We start from the raw sequence: 26,853 nt of genomic DNA on the forward strand, positions 1-26,853 counted from the left end.
TGTGTCGGGCGCCTGTTCCCTGCACAATTCGTTGCTTCCCCCTTCCGCGTCAGGAATTCAGCCGTCATGGGCGATCAGATGTTTCAGTTTCCGGTGACATCCCTGCGCGAGCAGCTGCAGTCTGCCTGCCTGCTGGAAGCACTCGCCCGCAAGCCGGGAAATGTGCATCCGGGAGCCTCATTTGCCGATCTGACGTTCGAACATTTTGTGAAATCAGCGGCAGCGGTGGCTCCGGTTCTCTCCCGGACACGGGAACTGGGGGTCGGCCCCGCGATTCTCGAAGCGGTCCGGGCCACCACGCAGACCGTCGGCACGAATACCAATCTGGGGATGATTCTGCTGCTGGCTCCGCTGGCGGCGGTTCCGGCGGAAGAGCCTCTGCAAATGGGCATTGAGCCGGTCCTGCAGTCTCTCACCATGCACGATGCCGAGTCACTGTACGCCGCGATCCGGCTGGCCAACCCCGGCGGACTCGGGAAAGTCGACGATCAGGATGTCTCACAGCCGCCGACGCTGTCGATCGTCGCAGCGATGACCCTCGCTGCACAGCGGGATGCCGTGGCGCTGCAGTACAGCAATGGCTTTCAGGAAGTGCTGAATTTCGGGCGACCGGCGCTTCTTCACTGGATTCAGCAAGGCAGCAGCTGGGAACAGGCAATCATCGGCACGCAACTGCAGCTGATGGCGCTTATTCCCGATTCGCTGATCGCCCGAAAGTGCGGGATTGAGACCGCTGTCGAATCGCAGCGCCGGGCACAGCAGCTCCTCGACCAAGGCTGGCCCTTCGCAAGGACCTCTGCGGATCAACAGCGGAACTTTGATGCGTGGTTGCGGAGCGATGGACATCGCCGAAATCCGGGAACGACGGCTGACCTTGTGGCGGCCATCCTGTTCGCCGTGATCCGGGATGGGGATTGGACACCGCCTCCGCAGATCGGTATCACTGCATCACTGCCGGAAAAACCGTGATCCCGGCACGGCCTGATCCCCAGCGGCATTTTGTTTTCTGATCGACCCGTTCTTGCCACGCGGAACTGAGCATTTCATCACATGAATCGCTTGCTGCGCGGGCACCGGAAAGAGCAACCTGCTCTAGCGACTGTTTCCTGCAGAGAATGAAGACTGATGTCCTCCGATCCGATTCGCCGCTTCTCTGTCGAGGTCACCAAAGACCATCTCGTGTTCTCCGCCGGTCACTTCATCACCATCGGCGACTTCTGTGAGCGGCTGCATGGGCACAATTTCCGTGTGGCGGCGATCGTTGAGGGAGTGCTCGATCCCAACGGGTATGTCTTTGATTTCATCGCGCTGCGCGATGAGCTGCAGAAACTGGTGAACCAGCTCGATCATCGCATGCTGCTGCCGTTGAATCATCCCGAAATTCAACTGGACGTCCGTGAGCGGGAAATCGAAGTGACTTACACCGACCGGCGCTGGGTCTTTCCCCGGGAAGAATGTGTCCTGCTGCCGGTTGCCCAGACGACGACGGAACTGCTCGCCCAGTGGCTGGGAGAGCAATTGCTGGCGATCCTGCAGACCGGCACCTTGACCTCCCTGACCGTGAAGGTGGAAGAGAATTTCGGTCAATGGGCGGACTGCCGGTTTGAGCTGGCATAAGGGGGGATGAATCCTTTCCCAGCCACGAACCGGACCCCACTGAATCGGCGCTACCCTTTTCTCCAAAAGAGGTTACAAACCACCAGCGCTCGCAACCCCCGAATCACAGACGGTTCCCCGTAAGCAAACGTCGATTGCTGATTGGCCCCTGATCCGATATGACCACGGGTCAGAGTTTCCAGTCCTTTTGAGCAGATTCGACAGATTCCTATGGTTTCAGGGAAAGAGTCCCCCAACGGGGACGGCAACGGACAAGCCGATCAGCTGCAGTACGTTTCCATCAGCGACGAAACCCGCCGCCGCTATTTGAATTACGCGATGTCGGTGATCATGTCGCGGGCTCTGCCCGACGTCCGCGACGGGCTGAAGCCGGTGCAGCGCCGCATTCTGTATGTGATGCATCATGAGCTGCATCTCACTGCCGATGCCAAATTCCGCAAGTGCGCCAAAATCACCGGGGATACCACCGGCAACTACCACCCGCACGGAGATCAGGCGGTCTATGACGCGCTGGTCCGGCTGGCGCAGAATTTCACTTATCGCGAGCCCCTGATCGACGGGCAGGGGAACTTCGGAAACATCATGGGGTTGCCCGCAGCCGCCCCCCGCTACACCGAAGCGAGACTGACCCGGGTGGCGGAACGCCTGCTCGACGAACTGAAATACAACACGGTCGACATGCGTTCGACCTACGACGCCATGCGCGACGAACCGGTCGTGCTGCCGGCGCAGTTCCCGCATCTGCTGGTGAACGGGACGCAGGGGATCGCCGTGGGAATGGCGACCAATATTCCGCCGCACCATCTGGGCGAAGTGATCAAGGGGTGTGTCCACCTGATCGAGAACCCGGACGCCAGCGTCGCCCAGGTGATGAAGTACATCAAGGGGCCCGACTTCCCGCTGGGGGGTCGCATCGTCACCGACCGTAAGGAGCTGCGCGAGGCCTATGAGACGGGTCGCGGTTCCATCAAGGTGCGGGCGGAATGGCAGTTCGACAAGGAAGGTCGCAAGGAGATCCCCAATCGGCTGGTGGTCAATTCCATCCCCTATGGTGTCGAAACCGGGCCGCTGGTCAATTCGCTGGGGGATATCCGCGATTCGCGACGACTGCCGCAACTGCTCGATGTGACCGATGAATCGGATGGCGAACGGGGGCTGCGGATCGTGCTGCATCTGAAGCCCGGCGCTGATCCCAACATGGTCATGGCGTTTCTTTATAAGCACACCCGGCTGGAAGACAACTTCGCGTTCAACGCGGTCTGCCTCGTGCCCGATGAGCATGGAGTGCTGGTTCCTCAGCGCTGCAATCTGGTCGAGATTCTGCAGCACTTCCTGAAATTCCGCTTCGCGACCGTCAAGCGCCGCTTCGAGTTTCTGCTGGCCCAGCTGGAAAAGCGCATCCATGTACTGCGGGGCTTTGCCATCATCTTCGATGGACTCGACCGCGCGCTGAAAATCATTCGCAACAGCCAGGGGAAGCAGGATGCCGCCGTCAAACTGATGAAAGAGTTTCCGCTGGATGAAGCGCAGACCAACGCCATTCTGGAGTTGATGCTGTATCGCATCTCCTCGCTGGAGATTGGCCGCATCCGCGAAGAACTGCAGGAGAAGGAGACGGAAGCCGAACGGATCCGCAAAATCATCGGCTCGGACAAGCGGCTCTGGAAAGAAGTACAGAGCGAACTTGAGGCGCTCGGGGCCACCTTCGAATCGAAGCGGCGAACCACTCTCGGTTCATCGGAAGAGATCAGCGAGTTCGACCCACAGGCTTACATCGTGCGGGAGAACACGAACATCGTGCTCAGCACGGAAGGCTGGATCCGTCGACTCGGCAAGGTCTCAGCCGTCGAGAAACTGCGGGTCCGCGAAGGCGAACAGGTGCTGGGCATTTACCCGGCGTCGACGGTCGACCACATTGTGTTCTTCGCCAGCGATGGGGTGGCGCATACGGTGCCGGTCGAGCAGATTCCTCCTTCCACCGGCTATGGCGAGCCCCTCTCCAAGCATGTGAAGCTCAGCGACGGTGCGAGCATCGTCGCTGCGATTACCACTGATGCCCGCTTCACTCCCGGTGACACCGAGTGGGAAGGCTTTCCGCCCTCACCGTATCTTTTCGTCGCGACCGCGCTGGGGAATGTGATGCGGATTCCGCTCAGCCCGTTCCGACAGGCGTCGACAAAACTCGGCCGCAAGTTCTGTCGACTGGCCGAGGGAGACCGCGTCGTCCATGTCGAACTGGTGAACGAAGAGGACACCCTCTTCCTGATCTCGCAGGCCGCGCGGCTGATTCATTTTCCTGCCACCGATGTCCCCATTCTCTCCGGTGCCGGCAAGGGAGTGCGGGGTCTGCGACTGGTGGAAGAGGGAGATTTCGTCCTGGGAGCCAAACGTCTCTCGCGCCCCAGCGATGTGCTGAAGGTCGTCAACGAGCATGACAAGACCCTCAGCTTCGGACAGATGAAATACTCCGTCACCTCGCGCGGCGGGAAAGGGATCAAAACGAGCCAGCGAACGCAGATCAAGTCGATCGTTCCGGAAGAAATCGTGCTGGTCGACTGGGCGAAAATCGAAGCGGGTCCGCAGAGCAAATAGCCGGAACGCCGGAACAGAAGATCGACCTCCCCCGTTTCCGGCGGAACCATCGCACGATATGATGATTTCAGCGGGTGAACCACGATCGCCCGCTCTCCTTGTCCCCTGCCAGGCAGTCGCCGTATGGGTCCCTCCGCCCCAACTCCGGAATCCGATCCCTCCCGGAAAGTCTCTGCCGCAACGGCATTTGAACAGGCTGCCCAGGAACGGGAATTGAGTCTGCTTCAGGAATTTGTGCTGTTCCTGAAGGAGAACAAGGCGTGGTGGCTCGTCCCCATTCTGATTGCTCTCGCCCTGCTCGGGCTGCTCGTCGGCCTGAGCGGATCAGCGCTGGCGCCGTTCATCTACCCACTGTTCTGAGCGTGGAGCCGGTTCGGTGCCCCCTGCTCTTCCCTGACGCTGTGGAACCGGATTCCGCAGTGGACGCCCTGCAAATCTGATCGACAATGCAAGGGGGAGACGAAGGATGGAACCACTGCAGCAGGCCCGTGAAGAAATGGTCCGCAATCAGTTGATTGCCCGGGGGATCTCGCAACCGCGCGTCCTCAAGGCGATGGGGGAGGTTCCCCGGGAAGCCTTTATCGCCGCGGACTACACCCCACTCGCCTATCATGACCGGGCATTGCCCTTAACGCATCGCCAGACAATCTCGCAGCCCTTCACCGTCGCCTTCATGTGCGAGGCGTTGAAGCTCAAACCGGAAGACAAGGTTCTGGAGATCGGAACAGGCTCCGGATACGGCGCCGCGATTCTTTCCAAGCTGGCCGCCCAAGTGCACACGGTGGAACGGATCGAAGAGCTGGCTGTGCAGGCCCGGCAGCGTTTGCAGGAACTGGGGTTTGACAATGTGCAGGTCCATCACGGAGATGGCTCACTCGGGTGGCCGCCGGCCGCCCCCTACGATGCGATCTGCGTCACTGCTGCCGCGGGACCGATTCCCCCCGACTACCTCGCGCAGCTCAAGGAGGGGGGCCGACTCGTGATTCCCCTGGGAGAAGGAACAGGGCCACAGACGATGTGTCGCCTGACACGACACGCCCAGACGTTCACGCGGGAACCACTCGGAACATTTGTGTTCGTTCCGCTGATCGGAGTTCACGGGAAAGAGCAGGCAGAGGGCCCGGCATCCGGTCGCTGAGAGGCTGAAATAAATCGGAGATCGGGCAGCGTCGTGGCGTAGCCTGTCCGCCCGTGGAGCAGAAGCTCCTGTCCGGGGTGATCGTCCCAGCGCTCCACTGACACAAAAAAAGCACTGAGCCGCGTTCACGACTCAGTGCTTCTAAACTTCAGCCGAGAATGTCACCGGACGTTGGCCTGCCCACTCCCGTCACGCGGGAAGGAGCAGGCTATCCGGAGATCAGGCGGTCCGGGGATTGACCTTGTCCGCATCAATTCCGAGCTCGCGGAGCACTTCGGGCAGACGATTGCGATCGAAGGCGTTTTCTTCCGACAGCGCGAGCAGCGCGGAGTAGGCGGTGCACTCGGCATCCACTTCGAAGTGCCGTCGCAGCACCGGGCGGGTATCGCTGCGGCCGAATCCGTCTGTCCCCAGGACGAGGTAACGTCCCGGCACCCACTGGCGAATCTGGTCAGCCACGAGCCGCACGTTATCGCTGGCGGAAATGAACGGACCATCGACTCCCTTGAGCTGCTGTGTCAGGAAGCTTTCCTTCTGCTCTCCGTTGGGATGCAGCCGGTTCCAGCGATCGGCATCCATCGCACCGCGACAGAGTTCGCTGTAGCTGGTGACACTCCAGACGTCGCAGCCGATGTTGTACTTCTCCTTCAAGATTGTCTGGGCGCGAAGGACTTCGTTGAGGATCGTTCCGGAGCCGAACAGCTGCGGCCGCTGTTTCTGGCCGTCGCCGCTGTCGGTGCTGGAGTAGCGATACATGCCGCGCAGAATCCCTTCGCGGACCTGATCCCCTTCCGGCATCGCCGGCATTTCGTAGGCTTCGTTGTAGACGGACATGTAATAGAAGATTTCTTCCCCGTCCGCATACATCCGCTTCAGGCCGTCCTGCATGATCACGGCGACTTCATAGGCAAACGCCGGATCGTACGACACCAGGGTCGGCACGCTGGTGGCGATCAGATGGCTGTGACCATCTTCATGCTGCAGTCCCTCGCCGTTGAGGGTCGTCCGTCCGGAGGTCCCTCCGACGAGGAACCCTTTCACCCGACTGTCGGCCGCACACCAGATCAGGTCACCGACCCGCTGAAAGCCGAACATCGAGTAGTAGACGTAGAACGGAATCATGTTGATGCCGAGGTTGCTGTAGGCAGTCCCCGCAGCAATGAACGAGCTCATGGCGCCCGCTTCGTTGATTCCCTCTTCCAGCACCTGGCCGTCTTTGGCTTCCTTGTAGTACATCAGGCTGCCGTTGACGCGGTCGACCGGCTCGTACAGCTGTCCCTTGCTGGAATAAATCCCGAAGGTGCTGAAGAACGCTTCCATCCCGAAGGTGCGGGCTTCGTCAGGGATGATCGGGACGATCCGCTCGCCGATCACCTTATGCCGCATCAGGCCGAGCAGAATCGCTCCGTAGGCACCCGTCGTGGAGACGGTTCCCTTGCCTTCAGTCCCCTTGAGTTGCCGGGCGAAGGACTTGTCATCCAGACCCGGAACTTCGAGACGCTCCGCCGTGGGCCGTCGAGCCGGAATCGGACCGCCGAGCTGTTCGCGCTTGGCCTGCAGATACGCCATCTCTTCGCTGTCTGCCGGCGGGCGATAGAACGGCATCTTTTCTACATCCGCTTCGCTGATGGGAATGCTGAACCGCTTGTGGAACTGCTTGAGTTCGTCCAGGTTCATCTTCTTGGCGTTGTGGGCGATGTTCCGACCTTCACCCGCTTCACCCAGGCCATAACCCTTGATCGTCTTGGCCAGAATCACGGTTGGAGCATTCGTGTTCTCAACGGCGGCCTTGTAGGCCGCGAACACCTTCTCCGGATCGTGACCGCCGCGACGCAGCTTCTCGAGCTGCTCATCGGAAAGATGATCCACCAGTTCGAGCAACTCCGGATCGGTTCCAAAGAAGTGATCCCGAATGTAGCTGCCGGGAGACACACTGTATTTCTGGTACTGTCCATCCACGATCTCGCCGACCCGCTTCATCAGCTTGCCGTTGTAATCGCGGGCGAACAGCGAATCCCAGTCGCTTCCCCAGACCACCTTGATGCAGTTCCAGCCGGCACCGCGGAAGGCTCCCTCCAGCTCCTGAATGATCTTGCCGTTCCCGCGGACGGGTCCGTCGAGCCGCTGCAGGTTGCAGTTCACCACCCAGGTCAGGTTGTTCAGATTCTCGCGGGAAGCGAGCGTGATCGCCCCGAGTGATTCCGGCTCATCGATTTCGCCGTCTCCCAGAAACGCCCAGACGCGCGACTTCGACGTATCCAGCAGACCCCGGTGCTGCATGTAACGCAGGAAGCGGGCGTGATAGATCGAGCAGATCGGCCCCAGTCCCATCGAGACCGTCGGGAACTGCCAGAAGTCGGGCATCAGCCAGGGGTGAGGATACGATGACAGCCCCTTCCCGCGTTCCGTCTCCTGACGAAAATGCTCGAGATGGCTCTCATCAATTCGCCCTTCCACGAACGCGCGGGCATACATCCCGGGAGAGGCATGTCCCTGGAAGTAGACCATGTCCCCCGTGTGATCCGCGGTGCGGGCATGGAAGAAATGGTTGTAGGCCACTTCGTACAGCGTCGCCGAAGAAGCGTAAGTCGAAATGTGACCGCCGACCGCACCGTATTTGTCGGTCTTCTTGTTCGCCCGGACCACCATGGCCATGGCGTTCCAGCGAATCAGCGATTTGATCCGTCGTTCGATTTCGAGATTGCCGGGGTATCGGGGCTGATCGGCAACAGAAATGGAATTGATATAGGGAGTGGTGGCCACGAAGGGCATCATCACCCCTTTGACGTAGGCATGTTCCCGGAGGTTCACGAGCAGTTGCTGGGTCTTTTCGGGACCGTAGCGGTGCAGCACATCTTCCAGAGAATCAAACCACTCTTCGAGTTCTGCCGGATCGATCCCTTCGATCAAACCTTCGCTGGCTGGTTTGGCAACAGAGTCCATCTTGTTGATTGCTTCTTCGGTAGCCATGACGCACTTTCAATTCATGAACAAAACTCAGGACGAGTCTTCAGCGATGCAGACTCGATAGTGATCTGAACGACCGATCGACCGGGGCCTTCCCGGTGATTCACAGAATCCTGCGCATTCTCGTCACAGGGAATCTGGACTGCCCATTCTAGCACTCTTTTGCGATCGCTAAACCCCGACATCCATCAGCGTCCACTGAATCGTCTGGGCATCTTGACAGGATTTTGCCGCCCCACTAAATTGACTCCCTTGCTGGTTTTCGCGAAAACGAAGCCAGCCCGGATGATTCTTCAAGTGCCATCCGGTGGGATGCCGATCAGGATTCGGTCTGCGAGCAAAACCAGAGCTGGCAGATGCAGATCGGCAGAAAATGCCCGAGATGGGGGATTAGCTCAGCTGGGAGAGCGCTTGCATGGCATGCAAGAGGTCAGCGGTTCGAGCCCGCTATCCTCCACTTTCTTTCCAATCACGTACCGACCGTACAGCTTGATTTGGAATTCCGCTTCACGAGTCGCACTCCTTCTTCGCGACTCCTCAACCTCACGCCCTGTTTCCCGCTTCCCCGCGTGCGTCATTCAGCCACTTGGCACGTCACGCCGTCACTGCCAACGTACCAGATGCGTGGCGCCTTTTCTTCGCACTGTCGCCATGCCTGCTGACAGTGACCAGACCGCAGTCGGCGTCCCCCGCTCCCCGACCATGTCAAAAGTCATGCGCCCGACATGACCCGGCGAAGTGACAATCGACACTTCGAGCCCCGCAGGGGGCGAACTACAGTCGACTCCTGATCTTCGCACTGACACGAATCCGACTCGAGTCCGACGCTGGATTCACTCTGACCGGGAACCTCGCATCATGTTCCGATTGCCAACCAGCTGTCGCGCTGCACTCCTGCTCTGCCTTCTCGCGGGGCCGTCCGCTCCCCCAAGCACAGCACAGGGAGCCGAGAGCCCGCTGCACCAGCAACTCTCGCAAGTCGACTTGCAGGACATCCGGGGCAGCAAAGTTTCCCTGTCGGAGTTTCGTCATACCAAGGTGCTCGTCGTCGCCTTCCTCGGAACGGAATGTCCGCTCGCGAAACTCTACTCGACACGCCTGCAGCAGCTCAGTCAGACCTACCCGAGCGATGATGTCCGGATTCTCGGTGTCATGTCAAATTCTCAGGACTCGCTGCAGGAGATTGCCGCCTTTGCAAAGAAACATGAGCTGACTTACCCGCTGGTCAAGGATGTTGGCCATAAGCTGGCGGACGCTCTGGGAGCCACTCGAACACCCGAAGTGGTCGTCCTCGATGCGCTGCAGCAGATCCGCTATCAGGGACGGATTGATGACCAGTATCAAATTGGCGTGACCCGCGACCGGGCCGAGCATCAGGAGCTCAAAAACGCCATCGACGAAATCCTCGCCGGCAAAGCGGTCACGGTTCCGCGGACTGCCGGGGTCGGCTGCCTGATCGGACGTCCAAAAGAACCTCAGCCGAACAGCCCGGTGACGTATTCCAATCAGATCGCCCGGATTTTTCAGGCTCACTGCATCGATTGCCACCGCAAAGGGGACATTGGCCCCTTCGAGATGACCAACTATGAGGACCTGCGTGGTTGGGGAGAAACGATTCTGGAAGTGGTTGAACAGAACCGGATGCCCCCCTGGTTCGCCAGCCCCGAGCACGGAAAATTTGCCAACGATTGCCGCCTGTCGGAAACTGACAAACAGCTGATCAGAACGTGGGTGGCGCACGGTTGCCCGGAAGGAAATCGAGCCGATCTCCCCGAACCGAAGCCGGTCATCGAAGGCTGGCAGCTGCCGCGCGTTCCCGACCGGATCATCGCCATGCGGGACGCCCCCTTCACCATTCCGGCCGATGCCGGGCCCAGGGGAGTGGAGTACCAGAACTTCTGGATCAACCCGAAACTCTCCGAAGATGTCTGGGTCAACGGCCTTGAGGTCCTTCCTGGAAATCGTGCGGTCGTCCACCACATCATTGTCTACATGCACCCGGAGGGCCGGAAAGGAAAACGCAACTCCTTCCTGACCGCCTACGTTCCGGGGCTGCGACTGGAAAACGGATTGCCCGCAGGGGCCGCCAAGCGGATTCCGGCCGGTGCCTGGCTGCGGTTTCAGGTGCACTACACCCCCAACGGTTCTGAACAGCAGGATCTGAGCCGGCTCGGCTGGCTGGAAGTACCGCACGACGACGTGACCCATGAAGTTCAGACGGCGGAGATCGCCCAGACCGGGTTGAACATTCAGCCATTTCTGGCCGATCAGGAGTTCAAGGCCCGGTCTCCGGAAATTCAACGGGAAGCCCGGCTCCTGTCACTCTCCCCTCATATGCACCTGCGGGGACAGTCGTTCCGGTACGAGTTTCTCCCGGGCAAAGGACAGCCGCCGATCGTGCTCCTCGATGTCCCCAATTACGATTTTAACTGGCAGACCCGTTACGTCCTGGCGGAGCCGCTTCCGCTCCACAAGGGTTCGTGGCTCCGCTGCGTGGCGAAGTTCGATAACTCCGAAAAGAACCTCGCCAATCCTGATCCCGCAGCTACGGTGCGGTGGGGAGACCAATCCTGGGACGAAATGATGATCGGCTATTTCGACGTCATCTTCCCGGTCAGCAAGGAAAACTCAAATAACCTCTTCAAAGGGAGCAGCAGCATTATTTCCGATGGTTTTGATCTCGACGAGGCCTTCACCTATCTGGACAAGAACAAGGACGGGTTCCTTTCTCCGGAGGAATGCAAGCGGTTCGCCATTCTGGAGAAGGGATTCCCCCATATCGACGTGAACAACGACAAGCGCATCGACAAGGAGGAACTGGCGGAAGCGTTCCGGAAATACGGCCTGCCGTAACCTGACACCCTCCCGCCTCACGCTGCGGGTTCGATTTCCCACAAGCTATTTCACACAGTTCACTTACAGCACTCGCGATCGCCCCGGAATAGAGAACTAGATGCAAAATCCAGTCCTCTAACCGGACGTCGGATTCCCGATTCAAGTTGACTTTCCAATCGCCCGCTTGACAGCTACAATCTTCGGCTCCCCTGAAATACGCCGGCCTGCGGGACCGGATCTGGTCCCGATTTGAAATCACACGAGGTTTTCCGATGTCCAAGACCCAACGCAAGTTAAAGAAAGCCAACCACGGTGCTCGCCCTGCCAGCTCCAAGGCTCGCCGCCTGAAGCGCAAGGGAATCAAGACATAATTTCTCCGCGAGACTCCCGTTCTCGCAGGCAGAATCGCAGCAGATCTGGGACGCCTTCGCGCGTCCTTTTTTTATTTCTGCACGTCCCGAGGCCCCCACTTCGCTCCCCATCCGGATTCATCCCATGCTGCAGGCGGGCTCTGTTCTGGACGATCTGAAAACGTGGGGGCCCACCGCCCACACTGCCGCTCCCAGCCTGCCCGACGCCGAAAGCTACTGTCGCTCGCTGGCCCGTGCTCACTACGAGAATTTTCCGGTCGCATCGCTCCTGCTTCCCCGGTCGCTCCACCAGCCGTTCTACAACGTCTACGCGTTCTGCCGCTGGGCGGATGATCTGGGAGATGAAACGGGTGGACCGGAGCGGGCACTCCCGCTGCTCGCCTGGTGGCATCAGGAACTCGAGGCCAGTTATGCGGGACAGGTCCGGCATCCCGTCTTTGTAGCGCTGAAGCCGACGATCGACGAGTTCGAAATTCCCCGGCAACTCTTTGCCGACCTGATCTCGGCGTTCGTGCAGGACCAACAGGTTCAGGAATACGACACCTTCGAACAGCTCATCGACTACTGCCGCCGCAGTGCGAATCCTGTCGGGCGAATCGTGCTGCACCTCTGCCGACGTCATACCGCCGAGCAGGCCCACTGGTCGGATTCCATCTGTACGGGGCTGCAGCTGGCCAACTTCTGGCAGGACGTGGCCCGCGATGCCGACATCGGACGGATTTATCTCCCGCGCGAAGACCGGCAACGGTTTGGTTACAGCGACAGCGACTTTGCCCAGCGCCGCACGACTCCGGAATTCACCGCGCTCATGAAATTTGAAGTGGACCGGGCTCGCGAGTATCTGCTGACGGGTCGTCCCCTGGCAGCGCGCATGCCGGGGCGGCTGCGAATTGAAATCGACCTGTTTGTGCGGGGTGGACTCTTGATTCTGCAGGGAATTGAACGGATCGGCTATCGGGTCTGGGAGCAACGTCCCGTGGTCAGTAAAGCCCAGCTGGCGTGGGGAGCGGTCCGCAGCCTGTTGCGATTGCCATAACAGGCCGGGCGCCACTGAATCCGCAGTGACCAGCCGTGCGATGCGGGGGGTGCGCACCATCCTTCAGTGGAATCCGTAATTTCCTCTTCCCGTCAGGACGAAGTGAAACTGCCCGCCGACGAAACAGACGCTGCACACGCCATCGAACGAGCAATCGGCGCTACCGCGACTGACGGCCGAGATCGGTCATCAGTGCTTCCAGGCAGAGCGGAATCGGCATTGTCTGACGCAGATGCAGATCGGCCTCGAAGCAGCGGTCGAGCATGTTGCCGAGCTGATCGAGCCGGGCCACCTCCTCCGTCTGCTGCAATTGCTTGCGCAGGGCTTCCACCACAAACTTCAACGCCCAGCGCATATTGAGCCGCTGGGAAGCACTGTCGGTTCCAAGCTCCTCCAGTGCGGTCGTGATCTGCTGAATCCCCTTCAGCGCATCGACTTCCCGACCGGAAAGGACCGCTTCAACCGTCTTCCACAGTTTCTGCAGCGCGGGCTCAAGCAACTGCCGCGCAACACTGGGGCTCCCTTCCGACATCCGCACGACATCGGCCAGTTGGCCATCGTGCTGTTGATCCTGCAACAGTGTCAGGACCTGTTCATCGGTCAGCGGGTGAAATCGAATCGGCTGACACCGCGAGCGGATGGTCGGCAGAATGGGCTCTGTCTCGGGAGTGAGCAGAAACAGGATCGAGCCGACAGGAGGTTCTTCCAGAGTTTTCAGCAGGGAATTGGCACTCGCCTCGTTCATCGTCTCCGCAGCGTCGATGAGTGCGATGCGGCGGGAAGCGGACATAGGTTTCAATGCGAGGTCATAGCAGAGCCCCGCCCGGCCGCGATGGTCACGGTCTCCTGCCAGCAACTCGATCGGCAATTCTCGCTTCCCTTCCGGCAGTTCGACTGTCAGCAGATCGGGATGCGTTCCGGCTTCCATCTGACAGCACGCGCTGCAGACTCCGCAGGCGTCGAGCGCTTCCTCGGGATAACGTTCGCAGAACAAACACTGGGCGAGCGTGCGAGCAAACAGACGTTTGCCGATTCCGGAAGGACCGACAAGCAGATAGGCATGTGCCAGACGACCGCGGCGGATGGCACGACGGAACATCTCGACCTGCTGCTGATGTCCGATTACACGTTCCCAGATCACAGCGGTTCCACAGCCACGGGCGTCAGAGTCTTTTCGAGAAAGCGTTCAATAAACCACAGGCAGCGTTCATTCACCGGTTTCAGTCGATCCATCGAATGCGGCCAGCCGGGGAGTCGATCATACACAAACGGAACGCGAGTTTCCTCCAGCTTGCGGGCGAGATCGTCCGATTGCGACACAGGGACCAGCAGGTCGACGGTCCCATGCAGCAGCAGCGTCGGTGGATCCTGCGGCGTCACGTAATTGACCGGCGAAGCGACCCGGTACGTTTCCGGGCTCTCCTGTCGGGTCCTTCCCAGAAACATCGTCAGCAGCGGCGATTCCTGTTTGGGCGGGGAGATCGTCGTCAGGTCTGACGGGGGGTAAATGGCCACCACAGAGCGCACATGGCTTGTGACGTGCGGGTTCCCGCCGGTCCCTTCCAGAAACGGAACATCATCACTGTAGCCAACCATGAGAGCCAGATGGCCCCCCGCGGAGGCGCCAACTACGGAGATCCGTTCCGGATCGACATTCAGCTCTTCCGCATGAGCCCGCATCCAGCGGACAGCCGCCTTGGCATCCTGCACCGCAGCCGGAAACGGATGCTGTGGAGCCATGCGGTAATCGATGTTCGCCACCACGTAGCCGCGGGTCGCGAGCTCAATCCCATAGAACGAATAGTTCCCCTTACTGCCAATCACCCAGCCGCCGCCATGAATCAGGATCACGCCGGCTGCTTTGTCAGTCCTCTGCCGTGGTTGGTAGAGATCGAGTGAGACCTCCACCTTGTCGTACGTCGCGTAAGTGATGTCTTTCTCAATCTGCAGTTGATCGATCCGGTCATCTGGCTCGATCGCTTCCGGCGTGAAACGGAGGACCTTGAAGATGTCCTTCGAAAACCGCATCGGTGGCGGCGGATGTGGCACCGCATCTCCAATCAAGCGATGGATATCGCCCGTCGTGATCAGCGAGGGAGGCGCGTTCCCCTCCAGCGGATCCCCAGCCCCGGCCGGGCCGGCAATCGGGATCGCGAGAATAACGGCGGTGAGCAGTCGTTGCAGAAAGCGTGGCAAGGGAGCGGGGAGAAGAGGTGCGGAAAGAAATCGGGGAGTTCGCCGCAGCATGGTTGAGATTGACGGGTGCCGTCCAGATCAGTCCGGTTGTCTCTCCTCCGCTCTCCCCCCGGCAAACCCGTGTTTCCTCTGGAAATTCTGCCACTTCGCGCCGGATCGCCTCGCGCCTGGAGATGTTTCCCGTTCGGCAAAAATTGCGAATCAACGGGCCGCCATTCCCTTCAGCAGTCCCATTCTTGTATGGGAATCGTACTCTGTTGCGTGTGGCAGAGTGGGGCCGCAACCGATTAGGCTGGAGAGTCCCCGCCCTCCTTCCCCCAACGGGAGGTCGGCCGGAAGTCGTGGGCAGCACGGGTTCACGACAAGCTGAATCACAGGAAGGTCTCGGCCGACATGATTGATACGAACCTGATGGAATTCGAGCAGCACGAGACCTGGATGCGTCGCGCACTTCAGTTGGCGGAACAGGCCTTTGAAATGGACGAGGTGCCGGTCGGGGCCGTCGTCGTTCACGACAACCGAATCATCGGTGAAGGCTTCAATCAGCGGGAGACGCTCAAGGATCCCACCGCACATGCAGAGATGCTCGCCATGACACAGGCCGCTGCGGCATTGGAATCGTGGCGGCTGCTGGAATGCACCCTGTATGTGACTCTGGAGCCCTGTCCGATGTGCGCGGGGGCGGTCGTCCAAGCGCGAATTCCCCGAGTTGTCTATGGAACGACCGATCCCAAAGGGGGAGCCTGCCACACGCTCTATCAGATCACAGACGACAGCCGACTGAACCACCGCGCGCTGGTGCTGGGCGGGATCTTGCAGACGGAGTGTAAAGGGATTCTGCAGGCGTTCTTTCTGCAGCAACGGGCCAAAGGCAAGAAATAGAGGACTTGGCCTGATTGGCTGTCAGTCAACACGCTCGCGTGAAGGGGACGCCGGGTGCGTTCGCGACGGTCCGCAAGGAGCGTCACCCGCTGAAGGTGTGCCACTTCGGAACGACGGTAATGCCACTCTCGCTCACGGTCAGCCCCCGGGCACGATCTTCCTGGGGGTCAAATCCGATCCGCGTTCCGGGCGGGATCTGAACCCCCTTGTCGATGATCGATCGGCGAATCTTCGCGTGCCGGCCGATGTTCACCCCTTCGAACACGATCGAGTCGCTGATCTCCGACCAGCTGTTGACACGGACATTCGGCGACAGCACCGATCGGACCACTTCTCCCCCCGAGATGATGCAGCCGGGGCAGACGATGCTGTCGAGTGCGTGACCAACCCGTTGCGGCTGGCTGTCGACATCGGCGAAGACAAACTTCGGTGCCGGCAACGGGGCATGATACCCCCGGATCGGCCAGGTGTAGTCATACATGTTGAGCTGCGGATCAACGGAGATGACATCCATGTTGGCTTCGAAATAGGACTCGATGGTCCCGACGTCGCGCCAGTAATAGTCACGGCCGGTGTTGCGGTCCTGAAAGCAGTAAGCCCGCACCCGATGAGTGCGGATGATCTGCGGAATCACATCTTTTCCGAAGTCGTGCGCACTCCGCGGCTCGGTGGCATCCCGACAGAGTTCGTTCAGCAGAAAGCTGGCCTTGAAGACGTAGATCCCCATCGAAGCGAGACAGCGACTCGGATCATTCGGCATCGGAAACGGATGCTGCGGCTTCTCCTCAAAGCGCTTCACCCAGCCGTCCGAATCGATCCCCATCACCCCGAACGACCGTCCTTCTTCCAGTGTGGCCGGCAGGCAACCGATGGTGCAATCGGCGTTGTTCTCCACGTGTTCGGCGATCAGATGGGAGTAGTCCATCTTATAGATGTGATCGCCGGAGAGGACGACGATGTGAGAGGGGTCATACTGCTCGATCGTGTAGATGTTCTGATAGACCGCGTCGGCGGTCCCCCGGTACCAGTGTTCTCCGAGCCGCTGCTGGGGAGGGAGGACGTCGATGAACTCATCGAGTTCCCGACAGAGAAAATGCCATGCCTGGCGAATGTGCCGATCCAGGCTGGCCGCTTTGTACTGAGTCAGCACCAGCACGCGCCGCAGGCCGCTGTTCAGACAGTTGGACAGCGGAAAATCGATAATGCGATAAGTGCCGGCAAAGGGGACGGACGGCTTGGCTCGTTCGTTGGTCAACGGCTCAAGCCGTGTCCCTTTGCCGCCTGCCAGAATCAGTGTCAGCACATCACGCATTCGTCGCTCTCCCTGTTGCGATCCCGTCGGGATCGGGCACGCGATCCTTCTGGCCGGGATATCGTAGTTGCTCATTGGACGTGCGCACAGTACCCCCTTCATTGAAATTCAACGGTTTCAAACGCTGGCTGCCAATACTGTTCCATCTGGCGAAACTGCGTGAAAATCTCACTCCGATCGGTAAAAAAACGGGACTGGGCGGGTCGGTCCGCTGAAATTTCCGTACAATGCATTCTGGTCTCTCTCTACCTTGCCTGAAGGTCACTCTTCTTTATGAAACGCGTCTATCTGTTGATCGCTGCGACAGTGCTGATGTGTTCCCTGTTGATCGCTGCGGTCTTTGTTCCGACCCGCTCCAGCGGCTCCTCGGCGTCCGATCTGATCGTCCGCGCACCCGCTCCGACTCCCGACGGAATGGTCTGGGTTCCCGGCGGAGAGTTTTTGATGGGGACGGCTTCGCTCCCTGCCCCGGATCGCAACCCCGATCGTGTCAAACCGGATGAATACCCCGCGCATGTGGTCGAACTCGACGGATTCTGGATGGACCAGACCGAAGTCACCAACCGCCAGTTTCAGGAGTTTGTGGCCATGACCGGCTACAAGACATTCGCGGAACGGGAAATGACTCGACAGGATTTCGCTGCCCGTGGGACCGACGTCAGCGCCTTTCCCGAAGGAGTGATTCAGCCCGGATCGATGTGTTTCAACTCTGCCTTCGACAAAACCCAATTGGTCGTTGGCCCTCCCGGCTGGGAATATCAGGTCTGGAAAGTGGTCGACGGCGCCGACTGGAAGCACCCCGACGGCCCCGGTTCCACGATCGACCATCTGATGGACCATCCGGTCGTGCACATCGCGTGGGAAGATGCGGTCGCTTATTGCGACTGGGCAGGCAAACGACTGCCGACAGAGGCCGAATTCGAATACGCTTCGCGCAGCGGAGGACAGGACATGGACTATCCCTGGGGAAACGAGTTTCTTCCCAACGGGAAATATCTGGCCAACTTCTGGCAGGGGGACTTCCCCACGAGCCGCAGCAATGAAGATGGCTATCTCACCACCGCTCCTGTGAAGTCCTACCCTCCCAATTCGCTGGGTCTGTACGACATCGCCGGAAATGTCTGGGAGTGGTGCTCGGATTACTATGACATGGAGTACTACTCGGTCTCTCCCCGCCGCAATCCGAAAGGGCCCCTCGCCAGCAACGACCCGCAGGAACCGGGGAACGTGAAGCGGGTTCAGCGCGGAGGATCGTTCATGTGCAACGTCAACAACTGCACCGGCTATCGGACGCGGGCCCGGATGCGGGGGGACGTCGCCTCCAGCAGCTTCCACAACGGATTCCGCTGCGTGGTCGATGCCAGGCAATTTCCGGCCTTTGAAGCGGCCCAGGCAAAAATTGCGGAATGGCGAAAAACACAGGAAAAATGACCTCTTCAACGGCTGGAGAGGGAATTTGGCCCTCCGCCGCCGTGCTCTCAAATTGACTCGGTTCCCGCCCTGACGTTACTGTGCGGCTACGGGTTCGCAGAGTGCGGCCCGGATCGTCTAACCAATCTGAATTCAGAACGAGCCGATGCCCAGGGGAAAAACTGAAAAGCCTGCTGCGGGTCTGAAGATTCAGGTGAACGAAGGGGTCACCATGCCCGAGTTCGCACACCTTTCGATTGCCGGCTGGCGCGGGACGGTTCTGGAAACGTCCGGATCAGGCAGCAAGCTGAAGGTGATTCTCGAGTGGGATGACGCCACGCTGGCGATGATGCCGGAAGATTACCGGCTCCACTGCGAATCACAGGGACTCGTGTTTTCGATGGCCTGCCTGCCGGGCAGTGACGTCCAGGTCTGCTGAGCTGGCTGAAGATTTTGCCATGATTGGTCTCTCGCCGGGAGGCGGGTGATCCTCACGACAGACGCTCGATCGCATTCTCACACTTGACGACTGCGCGAGCTGATTGAGCTTTCGAGTCTCCGCGCAGCCAGAGTTCTGCCTGCTGCACTCCCCCCTCTCTCACGGCCGGGCCGGGCGATCAAATTCGAAACGGTCCCGGCCGCTGACGCTGATCTTCAGTTGCGGGCACCAACAAAACAGCCCCCGTGATTCCACGAGGGCTGTTGAGCATTTGCATCTTGAACCGCAGCAGTGGGGTTACGAGCAACCCATGCTCTGACCACAGTTGTGGCAGAGATAGCAGTTTCCATTTCGCACGGTAATGGCTCCACAACTGTCGCAGGCGGGAGCATCCAGCTGGAAGTGAGCGAACTGCTCACTGCGGCTGCTGTGCTGCACGCTGACCGACGCCAGAGATTTGGGATCGAACATCACCGCTTTGGATTTACCCGAGTGATGGCCATTTCCGTTGTGGTGTCCGTTGGTCGAGGCCCCGTTCGTATGGGTGGGGGACTCGGCGGCAACTTCCGTCCTGGAGGCGCCCCCCTTCACTTCGTGTGAAGAGGAGACTTTAAAATTTGAGGAGTCTCCTCCGGCTCCGTAGCTTCCCTCCCCGTCATCGTCCCGCTTGGGAGTGTTCGCTTCCCGGTATCCGGCGAGGAACGTAATCCCCAGGAACCGGAAGATGTAGTCGACGACACTCTTGGCGACCGGAATATCCGGGTTCGTGGTCCAGCCCGAAGGCTCGAACCGGGCATGACTGAACTTCTTGACCAGAGCTTCCAGCGGCACGCCGAACTGCAGAGCCAGTGAGGTTTCAGTTCCGATCACGTCCATCAGGCCGCCGATCGTGGAACCTTCTTTCGCCATGGTGATGAAGAGTTCACCCGGTGTGCCGTCTTCAAACAGGCCCACGGTGATGTACCCCTCGTGACCGCCGACCGAGAACTTGTGGGTCACAGACTGACGGGTGTCCGGCAGACGGCGACGGACCGGAGCGGCCGGAGCATCGGAGCCCCGTCCTGCTGCCTGACGATCCCCTTCCTTCTTCGTGGCGAGCGGCTGCGACTGCTTGCTGCCGTCACGATAGATGGCGAGCGCCTTCAGTCCGAGCTTCCAGCCTTCGACATAAGCCAGCTCGACGTCCTCGACAGTGGAATCGGCAGGCATGTTGACGGTCTTGGAAATCGCCCCCGAGAGGAACGGCTGAGCAGCCGCCATCATGCCGACGTGGGCTTTCCAGTGAATCGTCCGCGTTCCGTTGGCCGGCTTGAAGGCACAGTCGAACACGGGGAGATGTTCTTCCTTCAGCCCCGGAGCCCCTTCGATCGTTTCGTGGGATTCGAGGTGCTCGAGAATCGTCTTGATCTGGGCTTCATCGTAGCCGAGGGTCTTCAGCGAATGCGGCACGGTCCGGTTGACGATCTTCAGCATGCCGCCGCCGGCGAGCTGCTTGTACTTGATCAGGGCGATATCCGGTTCGATGCCGGTGGTGTCGCAGTCCATCATGAAGGCAATCGTACCGGTCGGTGCGAGCACGGTCGCCTGAGCGTTGCGATAGCCGTAACGGCGTCCCGACTGGAGACACTCGTTCCAGACCTGACGGGCGGCATCGCGAAGATAAGCCGGGCAGGCCGGATCGATCTTCTCGACCGAATCGCGGTGCATCTGCATGACGTCGAGCATCGGCTGCTCGTTGTCGTGATAGCCTGCGAACGGGCCGATGGTCCGGGCGATCTGGCTGCTGCTCAGGTACGCCTGTCCGGTGAGCAGAGCGGTCAGGGCCCCGCAGATGCCGCGACCGGCATCGCTGTCGTAGGGAATGCCCATCGTCATCAGCAGGCTGCCGAGGTTGGCATAGCCCAGACCGAGGGGACGATACAGGTGGGAATTCTCCGCGATCGACGGTGTCGGGTAGCTGGCGTGATCGACCAGAATTTCCTGAGCGGTAATGAAGATGGCACAGGCGCGACGGAAACGTTCGATGTCGAACGTGCCGTCGGCCTTGAGACACTTCTTGAGGTTGATGCTCGCCAGATTGCAGGCGGTATCATCCAGGAACATGTATTCCGAGCAGGGATTGCTGGCGTTGATCGGTCCGCTGTTCTTGCAGGTATGCCAGCGGTTGATCGTGGTGTCGTACTGCACGCCGGGATCACCGCACTGCCAGGTTCCCTGGGCGATTTCCCGCATCATGTCGGTCGCCTTGAAGGTCGGGCCGTCGTGTGACGGATCGGTGACCCAGCGGGTGGTCCAGTCGGCATTCTTCTCGTACGCCTGCATGAACTCATCGCTGAGGCGGACCGAGAGATTCGCGTTCTGGAACATGATCGAGGAATAAGCTTCCCCGTTGAAGTTCGAATCGTACTCACCGCTGGCAATCAGCGTGTGAGCCTTCTTCTCTTCCTTGGTCTTGCACTGAATGAATTCCATCACATCGGGATGCCAGTCCTTGATCGACTGCATCTTGGCGGCGCGGCGGGTCTTGCCTCCCGACTTCACCACAGCGGCGATCTGGTCATAGACCCGCATGAACGACAGCGGACCGGACGGAGTGCCGCCGCCGGAGAGTTTTTCTTTTGAGCTGCGAATGGTGGACAGGTCGGTTCCGGTCCCCGAGCCGAACTTGAACAGCATCGCTTCGGACGTGGCCAGCCGCATGATCCCCTCCATCGAGTCGTCGACCGACTGGATGAAGCAGGCGGAGCCTTGCGGATATTCGTATGGTGTTTCCGGACGGCGGACGACCTTGGTCTTCGGGTCGAAGTGGTAGTTCCCCAGGGAACCCTTCACGCCGTATTGATGATACAGGCCGACATTGAACCAGACGGGAGAGTTGAACGCACCGTGCTGATGCAGGCAGAGCCAGCTCAGCTCGCGGTAGAAGTTTTCACCATCTTCCGCACTGGCGAAGTAGCCGTCCTGGGTTCCCCAGTCGGCGATGGTGCGGGAGACACGATAAATGACCTGCTTGACGCTGGTTTCGCGTTCCGGGGTATTCGGCTCTCCGTAGAAATACTTGGAGACGACCACGTTGGTGGCCAGGGGGGACCAGTCTTTCGGGATCTGGCAGTTCGACTGCTCGAACAGGATCTTGCCGTTCTCGTCTTTAATATGCGCGGTGCGGGCTTCCCACTCCACGGTTTCAAACGGATCCACGTCGACCGGGCAGAAGTAGGGATCGACGGTCATCGCTCCGCCGGCCAATGATTGTCTTGATGAAGCAGTGACGTTCACGCCTGACATGGGTTGCGTTCCTTGATAGCTGTGCGTCATGCACTTCTCCTGACTGGTGAGTTCCCACAACTCGATGCCACGACGCCGTGGCTGCACTCAACACTCGCAGCAGTTCACATCCTTGCAAATTCAGGGCGCGCAGCGAGGAGCACAAAAGACATTTGTGCGCTGAACGCCCGTGTAGCAACTATTATCGGGTCAAGAACGGCAATAAGCCACAGAAATCGAGAGAAATTCCCCGCAAACTGCACTATTGGTTGTGCAGCCGTCTGCTCGAAACGCAAGATATTGTGAAGCTGTCGAGTGCGGAATATAAACGCCCAAAGCGCTCTGTCAATGAGACTTCGTTTCTGCGAGCGGCAGATTGCTGCCTGTTCTCGACCAAAATCGAATCCGGTCTAGGGTTAGCGATTTTCCAAAAATCCGCAGCCCCAAATCGTCCTCATGTCGGCAACCTGTGAGCTGTTAAAACGGGGGGATTATACCGACACAAGTCCACCGACCGGGCTGGTTTCGGGAGACGAACCTTCGTCGCAGCGAATCGCTGCAGACACTCTGAGCCCAACCAACCCGCACATGCCTTGGCTGTCGGAACTCCTGAAGGGAGGCCACTTACCACCACGTCCGCCCCGCGTCACAGGTCGCCGTGACGCACCTTCTGAGAGACCAGAGCAACATCAGAACCAGTCCTTTGACCAGGACCAGCGGCGCGGACTGCTCGAAGGCCTCACGAAAGTCCGTCAGCGCGAAGACCCACAACAGACCCGCATAGGCCAGTTCGAGCCGTGATTTCCGGTTCGCCCTCCCGCGCAGCAAAACAAGTCCCCCCAGGAGCAGCCAGACTCCCCCTTCGAACAGATTGAATCCGTGATAGAGCTTCCCCCAGCCACCTGCCGTCGCTGGATCGTATCGCCACCAGGGCTCCAGCCAGAGTGCTTCCCAGAAGCTCATCGTTAACCCCCGATCCTGATCAAGGGCGTTGCACACCCGCCCGCTCTCCAAAACGTCTCGTTTCCGGTGAAATCAACTCCCCAGTGAGACAGAGAGGCCGCTTTCCCGACCGTGTCCCGAATTTCATCACACGCAACGCTGGCTGCGCGGGCACGGCAAAGAGCAACCTGCTCCAAAAGGCAACAGAAATTGAGAAATTGAGCTTCAATGACCACAGTGCCCGCACCCCGGGCTGCCGATAAATGAAACGGATTTCCGAATCGACGGCGCTTGCGACGACGGCAAATTCTGGACTGCGCAGCGGCACCACGTATTCACACTCATGACCTTCCCCGCAACGCTCTGGTCCAGCTGCCTCCTGCTTCTGATCTGGCCCTGCGCGACGTTCGCCGAGGAAAACAACCCGGCAGCTGACTGGAACACCGTGCTCCCCCAGCCGGGAATGTTTTCACTGGCAGCGCTGGCCGATGACGACTTCGCCGGCGAAGAGGAGATTGTCCCCCGCATTCCGGAGCCGCTGGTCTTCGAACTGATTCGTCCGCTGGGAGAACGCAAGGGGTCGCAGGCCATCGATGTTCTCTCCCTGATCCCCCTCGGTCCCACCTCCAAGAAGGTGCTGGAGTACATCGACCCGCTGGGCATCCCGCAATATGGGACTGTTCGACGGGAAATCTTCTGGGCCCCGGAGTATGAGATCGCCATCGCGGACGGTCTGGCAATCGAATTCGAACTCCCTTTCGCCGGAGACACGTTAGACGCCTACCGATTTGCCGGGCAGTACACGATCGGCACAGCCTTCAACAACAGCTACATCCACGGCCTGCAGACCATCATCGAACCCGACACCGATCTGCGCAACTGGAACCTCTCCCTCCTTTACTGCGGGGGCTATCGCGTGGACGAGACCTGGTCGCTACTGGGGATGATCGGCGGACGGACGGTGACCCGTCCCGGAGTGGACGACGACCGGACCGACCTCTTGCTGAACCTCAACATCTTCGCCGACATCACTCCGCGATTGACGACCGGTGTCGAAAGCAATTTCGTCGCCTCCGATGAAGGGAACTGCTCACTGCTCCTCACCCCGCAGGTGCACTGCGAGCTGACAAAGCGGATCATGCTGCAGACGGGATTTGGAGCCGCCTGGGACGACGGCGACTTCAGTACGCTGCTGGCCCTGCGCTCGATCTATCTCTTTTAGAGCAGGCTGCTCTTTCCCGTGCCCGCACAGCCAGCGTTGCGTGTGATGAAATGCTCAATTCCACGTGGCGAGCACGGGGAGAACAACAGCGAATCTGCTCTGGCCCGTCCGGAAACTCACACCGGATCATTGCCGGGGACTTTCTCGCGCAGCGACAGGTCCTGTGGAACGGTGGTCTTCATCATAGGGGCCCCATGAGACCGAGCAGAATCAGGACGCCGCATTCCAGACCTGATGCTGCCCTTTCAGTGCTCCATCACGGCTCTGGCTGCGAATCGCGGTCGGTCCGCAGCTGTAGCAGCAGCTGCTCATCTGCGACATCAATCGACTGCAGCTGAATCCGCGTCTGTCCGATGCGGGCCGCGTTGAGATCAATCTGCTGAATCCGATGGTCTTCCGACCAGCTGAGCCACGCCTCCTTCACGAGCTGCTCGAAGGCACGGCCGTCCACCTGTGGCACTCGGCTCCCCGCCAGCGGCCTGGCGTCGAGGAAAGTGACTTCGCAGTCGCGCAGCCAGCGAATCTGCAGGCCCGGTTCCCGATGCGTCGCGGCATCCTCGGCAACAGACTCGATGACCAGAGGCTGCGAGAGCAGGAATTCCGCGCTCCCGAGGGGTTGCGGCTGGCCCAACTGCGGGAGAGCCCAGAAATCGAGTGCGATCCGCTGCGAACTGAGCTGCAGCGGAAGCAGAATCGTCGGCGCTTCCGGCGCCGCCAGGGAGGGTGTCGACGAGGTGTCGGCTGAGACACGCACCGGATCGACCAGTCGCAACACAGTCCGCAAGGCGACATCGGGAGAGAGACTGATCCCCGACACGATGGGAGCCATCACTTTGGGGTCAGCGAACTGCGCGAAACGGGGATCGCCAATGTCCTGCACATTCACCTGTGCGAGTTTCTGGTCGATCGTCAATTGAGAGACGGCGGTCGCCGCTTCCAGCGACATCCCGAGCGCGATTCCCGGCTGATGCGAATAGCCTTCGAGCTGCTGCGGGTGTTCCAGTTGGCCCGTCCCCCCTGCCCCCCGGGTCAGTACGGTCAGATCAAAGATCAGCGACAGTCCATCGCGGTCGGTTCGAACCTGGGCGGTGGAGAGGGACAATTCCGGAACAAGCACCGGCAACGGAGACAACAGCCGCGCCAGACGGGGTGCGTTCCGCGAAGAGAGTTCCCGCTCGACGGTCTCCAGAATCCGGGGGACGGTCTGAAGCACCTGCTGGGCCATCTCCTCACGATTGAGATACAGACTGCCGACCACCCCGGTCACAATGTTGGACCTGGAATAGCGGTCGCTCCGCAGCTGCAGAATTTCGGGAGGCGTGATGTACCAGTTGTCGGGATCGATCTCGAATTTCTCTCGCAACAACCGCAGCTTCAACCGGCCGTCCACCATGCAGGGCTGCACTTCCACCTGCAACACCGCTGGTCGTCGCCTGCCGATCAGCACGCGGAATGGTCCCGCGGTCGCCTGATCCTGTTCGCCCGTCAGCTCGGTGCCGCCGATACTGAGTTCGAGGGGATGCAGCTCAAACCGGGCGAGGAATCGTCCTCCGGAAATCGCCCGAAGTTCACACTGCTGTACGGAGCAATGATAGCGCACCTCGGAGAAGACCACATCGATCTGCTGCGCGCCGCTGCCGATCGAACGACGGATGTCCGGGAGTTCCCCCTCAAGGGAAGTCCCCGGAAACATCGTCGGCAGTTCGGGGGCGATTTCCGCCAGTGCCTGATTCCCCAGTCGTAGTCCCACCGAGCGGGGGATACGGTACCGCTGCGTGAGCACTTCCCGATAGAACCGGCTGGAAGGGGGTAACGGCTGCACCTCCAGCAGTTGCTCTGCCGCCGGCGGAGGGTCCACGGGATCCAACATCCAGCGGAACGATTGCGGATCGGCAAAAACGCGGCGCCAGACATCGTGCCCCGCTTGCGGAACCAGAGTCAGTGTGCCACGCCCGCCGAGTTCATTCAGTCTGGCAATCAGCTGCTGCGACGACTGTGAGGAAACAATCTCATCGGCGGTGCCGTGCACAGCCCAGACCGGCAACCGCTGTCGGGCGAGTGGTTCCAATTGCAATGTGTCAAGATCGCCGCCGCCCGAGATGATCAGGGCGGCCGACCAGTGGGCGGGATCTGCGGCTGCCAGACTCCAGGTGCCGTAACCTCCCATCGAACAACCGGCGATCACCCGCCGCTGGGGATCGATCGACTCGGTCTGCTCGACCTGCTCAAGAATTTTCAGAGCCCGCTGTCCATCGGGAGAGTCTGCGAGCCAGTTGGTCAGCGCGCGACCGTTGACCTCCTCGCATTGAGGAAAGACCGCCACAAAGGGGGCATCGGGGTTCTGCTCCAGTGCCGAGGCGAGTTGTCCGGCGAGCGGCAGCAACCCATCCCGTCCCATTTCGCCCGCACCATGCAAATAAAGGACGACCGGCCAGCGTTTCGCAGGAGAGTCACTCCGCGGCCGGAACACGACGTAGCGATGGTCCCCGGCGGCATCCCGAAAGATCCGTTGTTCAAAGCCGGGGGGCAACGGGGGCGTGGAATCGGAGTCTGCTCCCGTCGCACTCGCCATGCAGACGAGCAGCCAGCAGATCCACAGTGCGCCAAATCGAGATGTTCCGGGCATCCGC

The 26,853-nt window shown here is 60.0% G+C and carries 19 protein-coding genes and 1 tRNA gene; 13 read left to right on the forward strand and 7 right to left on the reverse strand.

Annotation, left to right across the window (positions count from 1 at the left end):
• Positions 1–66 precede the first annotated feature (66 nt).
• From SH664x_RS18230 to SH664x_RS18250, 5 genes are all read left to right on the forward strand, one after another.
• The gene (locus tag SH664x_RS18230; RefSeq protein WP_437203304.1) at positions 67–969 is read left to right on the forward strand and encodes a triphosphoribosyl-dephospho-CoA synthase; all 903 of its coding nucleotides are present in this window, start codon (positions 67–69) and stop codon (positions 967–969) included.
• Positions 970–1,125: 156 nt separating this feature from the next.
• Positions 1,126–1,617: a 6-pyruvoyl trahydropterin synthase family protein gene (locus SH664x_RS18235; RefSeq protein WP_437203305.1), complete on the forward strand. Its 492-nt coding sequence runs from the start codon at positions 1,126–1,128 to the stop codon at positions 1,615–1,617.
• Positions 1,618–1,827: 210 nt separating this feature from the next.
• Entirely contained in the window at positions 1,828–4,209 is a 2,382-nt protein-coding gene (locus SH664x_RS18240; RefSeq protein WP_437203307.1) for a DNA gyrase/topoisomerase IV subunit A, read from the forward strand.
• A gap of 123 nt (positions 4,210–4,332) precedes the next feature.
• Positions 4,333–4,569 carry a DUF5989 family protein gene (locus tag SH664x_RS18245; RefSeq protein ID WP_437203309.1) on the forward strand — a complete coding sequence of 79 codons (237 nt, stop codon included), beginning with the start codon at positions 4,333–4,335 and terminating at the stop codon, positions 4,567–4,569.
• Between the two features lie 106 nt (positions 4,570–4,675).
• Positions 4,676–5,347 (forward strand): protein-L-isoaspartate(D-aspartate) O-methyltransferase, encoded by a 672-nt coding sequence (locus SH664x_RS18250; RefSeq protein WP_437203311.1) that lies wholly within the window; start codon positions 4,676–4,678, stop codon positions 5,345–5,347.
• Between the two features lie 219 nt (positions 5,348–5,566).
• Here the strand turns inward: SH664x_RS18250 and aceE are convergent, their stop codons facing one another.
• Entirely contained in the window at positions 5,567–8,290 is a 2,724-nt protein-coding gene (gene aceE, locus SH664x_RS18255; RefSeq protein ID WP_437207268.1) for a pyruvate dehydrogenase (acetyl-transferring), homodimeric type, read from the reverse strand.
• A 408-nt stretch (positions 8,291–8,698) separates the two neighbouring features.
• Between aceE and SH664x_RS18260 the strand changes: the two genes are divergently transcribed.
• From SH664x_RS18260 to hpnC, 4 genes are all read left to right on the forward strand, one after another.
• Positions 8,699–8,771: transfer RNA gene (locus SH664x_RS18260), tRNA-Ala, on the forward strand.
• Between the two features lie 401 nt (positions 8,772–9,172).
• Positions 9,173–11,167: a redoxin domain-containing protein gene (locus tag SH664x_RS18265; RefSeq protein ID WP_437203313.1), complete on the forward strand. Its 1,995-nt coding sequence runs from the start codon at positions 9,173–9,175 to the stop codon at positions 11,165–11,167.
• A gap of 254 nt (positions 11,168–11,421) precedes the next feature.
• Entirely contained in the window at positions 11,422–11,520 is a 99-nt protein-coding gene (locus tag SH664x_RS18270) for a 50S ribosomal protein bL37 (RefSeq protein WP_437203315.1), read from the forward strand.
• Positions 11,521–11,644: 124 nt separating this feature from the next.
• Entirely contained in the window at positions 11,645–12,556 is a 912-nt protein-coding gene (hpnC, locus tag SH664x_RS18275) for a squalene synthase HpnC (protein WP_437203317.1), read from the forward strand.
• 160 nt (positions 12,557–12,716) lie between these two features.
• On the opposite strand, the gene holB is transcribed toward hpnC, so the two are convergent.
• Positions 12,717–13,697, reverse strand: coding sequence for a DNA polymerase III subunit delta' (gene holB / locus SH664x_RS18280; RefSeq protein WP_437203319.1), 981 nt, complete (start codon positions 13,695–13,697; stop codon positions 12,717–12,719).
• The gene (locus SH664x_RS18285) at positions 13,694–14,803 is read right to left on the reverse strand and encodes an alpha/beta fold hydrolase (RefSeq protein WP_437203321.1); all 1,110 of its coding nucleotides are present in this window, start codon (positions 14,801–14,803) and stop codon (positions 13,694–13,696) included. Before SH664x_RS18285 ends, holB begins: the two co-directional genes overlap by 4 nt.
• 342 nt (positions 14,804–15,145) lie before the next feature.
• On the opposite strand from SH664x_RS18285, the gene tadA reads away from it, so the two are divergent.
• Entirely contained in the window at positions 15,146–15,634 is a 489-nt protein-coding gene (gene tadA / locus SH664x_RS18290; protein ID WP_437203323.1) for a tRNA adenosine(34) deaminase TadA, read from the forward strand.
• Between the two features lie 82 nt (positions 15,635–15,716).
• Here tadA and glgC read toward each other — a convergent pair whose 3' ends face one another.
• Positions 15,717–16,946, reverse strand: coding sequence for a glucose-1-phosphate adenylyltransferase (gene glgC, locus SH664x_RS18295; RefSeq protein ID WP_437203324.1), 1,230 nt, complete (start codon positions 16,944–16,946; stop codon positions 15,717–15,719).
• A gap of 273 nt (positions 16,947–17,219) precedes the next feature.
• Between glgC and SH664x_RS18300 the strand changes: the two genes are divergently transcribed.
• The gene (locus SH664x_RS18300) at positions 17,220–18,377 is read left to right on the forward strand and encodes a formylglycine-generating enzyme family protein (RefSeq protein ID WP_437203326.1); all 1,158 of its coding nucleotides are present in this window, start codon (positions 17,220–17,222) and stop codon (positions 18,375–18,377) included.
• 145 nt (positions 18,378–18,522) lie between these two features.
• Positions 18,523–18,795 carry a hypothetical protein gene (locus SH664x_RS18305; protein ID WP_437203328.1) on the forward strand — a complete coding sequence of 91 codons (273 nt, stop codon included), beginning with the start codon at positions 18,523–18,525 and terminating at the stop codon, positions 18,793–18,795.
• Between the two features lie 297 nt (positions 18,796–19,092).
• Here the strand turns inward: SH664x_RS18305 and SH664x_RS18310 are convergent, their stop codons facing one another.
• Positions 19,093–22,080 carry a vitamin B12-dependent ribonucleotide reductase gene (locus SH664x_RS18310; RefSeq protein ID WP_437203330.1) on the reverse strand — a complete coding sequence of 996 codons (2,988 nt, stop codon included), beginning with the start codon at positions 22,078–22,080 and terminating at the stop codon, positions 19,093–19,095.
• A gap of 603 nt (positions 22,081–22,683) precedes the next feature.
• A complete protein-coding gene (locus SH664x_RS18315) occupies positions 22,684–23,022 on the reverse strand; it encodes a hypothetical protein (protein ID WP_437203332.1) in 339 nt (112 codons plus the stop codon).
• 322 nt (positions 23,023–23,344) lie between these two features.
• Between SH664x_RS18315 and SH664x_RS18320 the strand changes: the two genes are divergently transcribed.
• Positions 23,345–24,223 (forward strand): hypothetical protein, encoded by an 879-nt coding sequence (locus SH664x_RS18320; protein ID WP_437203334.1) that lies wholly within the window; start codon positions 23,345–23,347, stop codon positions 24,221–24,223.
• Positions 24,224–24,479: 256 nt separating this feature from the next.
• Here SH664x_RS18320 and SH664x_RS18325 read toward each other — a convergent pair whose 3' ends face one another.
• The gene (locus tag SH664x_RS18325) at positions 24,480–26,849 is read right to left on the reverse strand and encodes an alpha/beta hydrolase-fold protein (protein ID WP_437203336.1); all 2,370 of its coding nucleotides are present in this window, start codon (positions 26,847–26,849) and stop codon (positions 24,480–24,482) included.
• Positions 26,850–26,853: the final 4 nt, after the last annotated feature.

It is taken from the genome of Planctomicrobium aquicomposti (assembly GCF_051466325.1).
GTDB lineage: Bacteria > Planctomycetota > Planctomycetia > Planctomycetales > Planctomycetaceae > Planctomicrobium.

What these genes read in the sequence shown, in the direction of transcription:
- SH664x_RS18230 (WP_437203304.1), top strand. Translation starts at nt 67, where the DNA reads ATGGGCGATCAGATGTTTCAGTTTCCGGTGACATCCCTGCGCGAGCAG.
- SH664x_RS18235 (WP_437203305.1), top strand. Translation starts at nt 1,126, where the DNA reads ATGTCCTCCGATCCGATTCGCCGCTTCTCTGTCGAGGTCACCAAAGAC.
- SH664x_RS18240 (WP_437203307.1), top strand. Translation starts at nt 1,828, where the DNA reads ATGGTTTCAGGGAAAGAGTCCCCCAACGGGGACGGCAACGGACAAGCC.
- SH664x_RS18245 (WP_437203309.1), top strand. Translation starts at nt 4,333, where the DNA reads ATGGGTCCCTCCGCCCCAACTCCGGAATCCGATCCCTCCCGGAAAGTC.
- SH664x_RS18250 (WP_437203311.1), top strand. Translation starts at nt 4,676, where the DNA reads ATGGAACCACTGCAGCAGGCCCGTGAAGAAATGGTCCGCAATCAGTTG.
- aceE (WP_437207268.1), bottom strand. Translation starts at nt 8,290, where the DNA reads ATGGACTCTGTTGCCAAACCAGCCAGCGAAGGTTTGATCGAAGGGATC.
- SH664x_RS18265 (WP_437203313.1), top strand. Translation starts at nt 9,173, where the DNA reads ATGTTCCGATTGCCAACCAGCTGTCGCGCTGCACTCCTGCTCTGCCTT.
- SH664x_RS18270 (WP_437203315.1), top strand. Translation starts at nt 11,422, where the DNA reads ATGTCCAAGACCCAACGCAAGTTAAAGAAAGCCAACCACGGTGCTCGC.
- hpnC (WP_437203317.1), top strand. Translation starts at nt 11,645, where the DNA reads ATGCTGCAGGCGGGCTCTGTTCTGGACGATCTGAAAACGTGGGGGCCC.
- SH664x_RS18285 (WP_437203321.1), bottom strand. Translation starts at nt 14,803, where the DNA reads ATGCTGCGGCGAACTCCCCGATTTCTTTCCGCACCTCTTCTCCCCGCT.
- tadA (WP_437203323.1), top strand. Translation starts at nt 15,146, where the DNA reads ATGATTGATACGAACCTGATGGAATTCGAGCAGCACGAGACCTGGATG.
- glgC (WP_437203324.1), bottom strand. Translation starts at nt 16,946, where the DNA reads ATGCGTGATGTGCTGACACTGATTCTGGCAGGCGGCAAAGGGACACGG.
- SH664x_RS18300 (WP_437203326.1), top strand. Translation starts at nt 17,220, where the DNA reads ATGAAACGCGTCTATCTGTTGATCGCTGCGACAGTGCTGATGTGTTCC.
- SH664x_RS18305 (WP_437203328.1), top strand. Translation starts at nt 18,523, where the DNA reads ATGCCCAGGGGAAAAACTGAAAAGCCTGCTGCGGGTCTGAAGATTCAG.
- SH664x_RS18310 (WP_437203330.1), bottom strand. Translation starts at nt 22,080, where the DNA reads ATGTCAGGCGTGAACGTCACTGCTTCATCAAGACAATCATTGGCCGGC.
- SH664x_RS18315 (WP_437203332.1), bottom strand. Translation starts at nt 23,022, where the DNA reads ATGAGCTTCTGGGAAGCACTCTGGCTGGAGCCCTGGTGGCGATACGAT.
- SH664x_RS18320 (WP_437203334.1), top strand. Translation starts at nt 23,345, where the DNA reads ATGACCTTCCCCGCAACGCTCTGGTCCAGCTGCCTCCTGCTTCTGATC.
- SH664x_RS18325 (WP_437203336.1), bottom strand. Translation starts at nt 26,849, where the DNA reads ATGCCCGGAACATCTCGATTTGGCGCACTGTGGATCTGCTGGCTGCTC.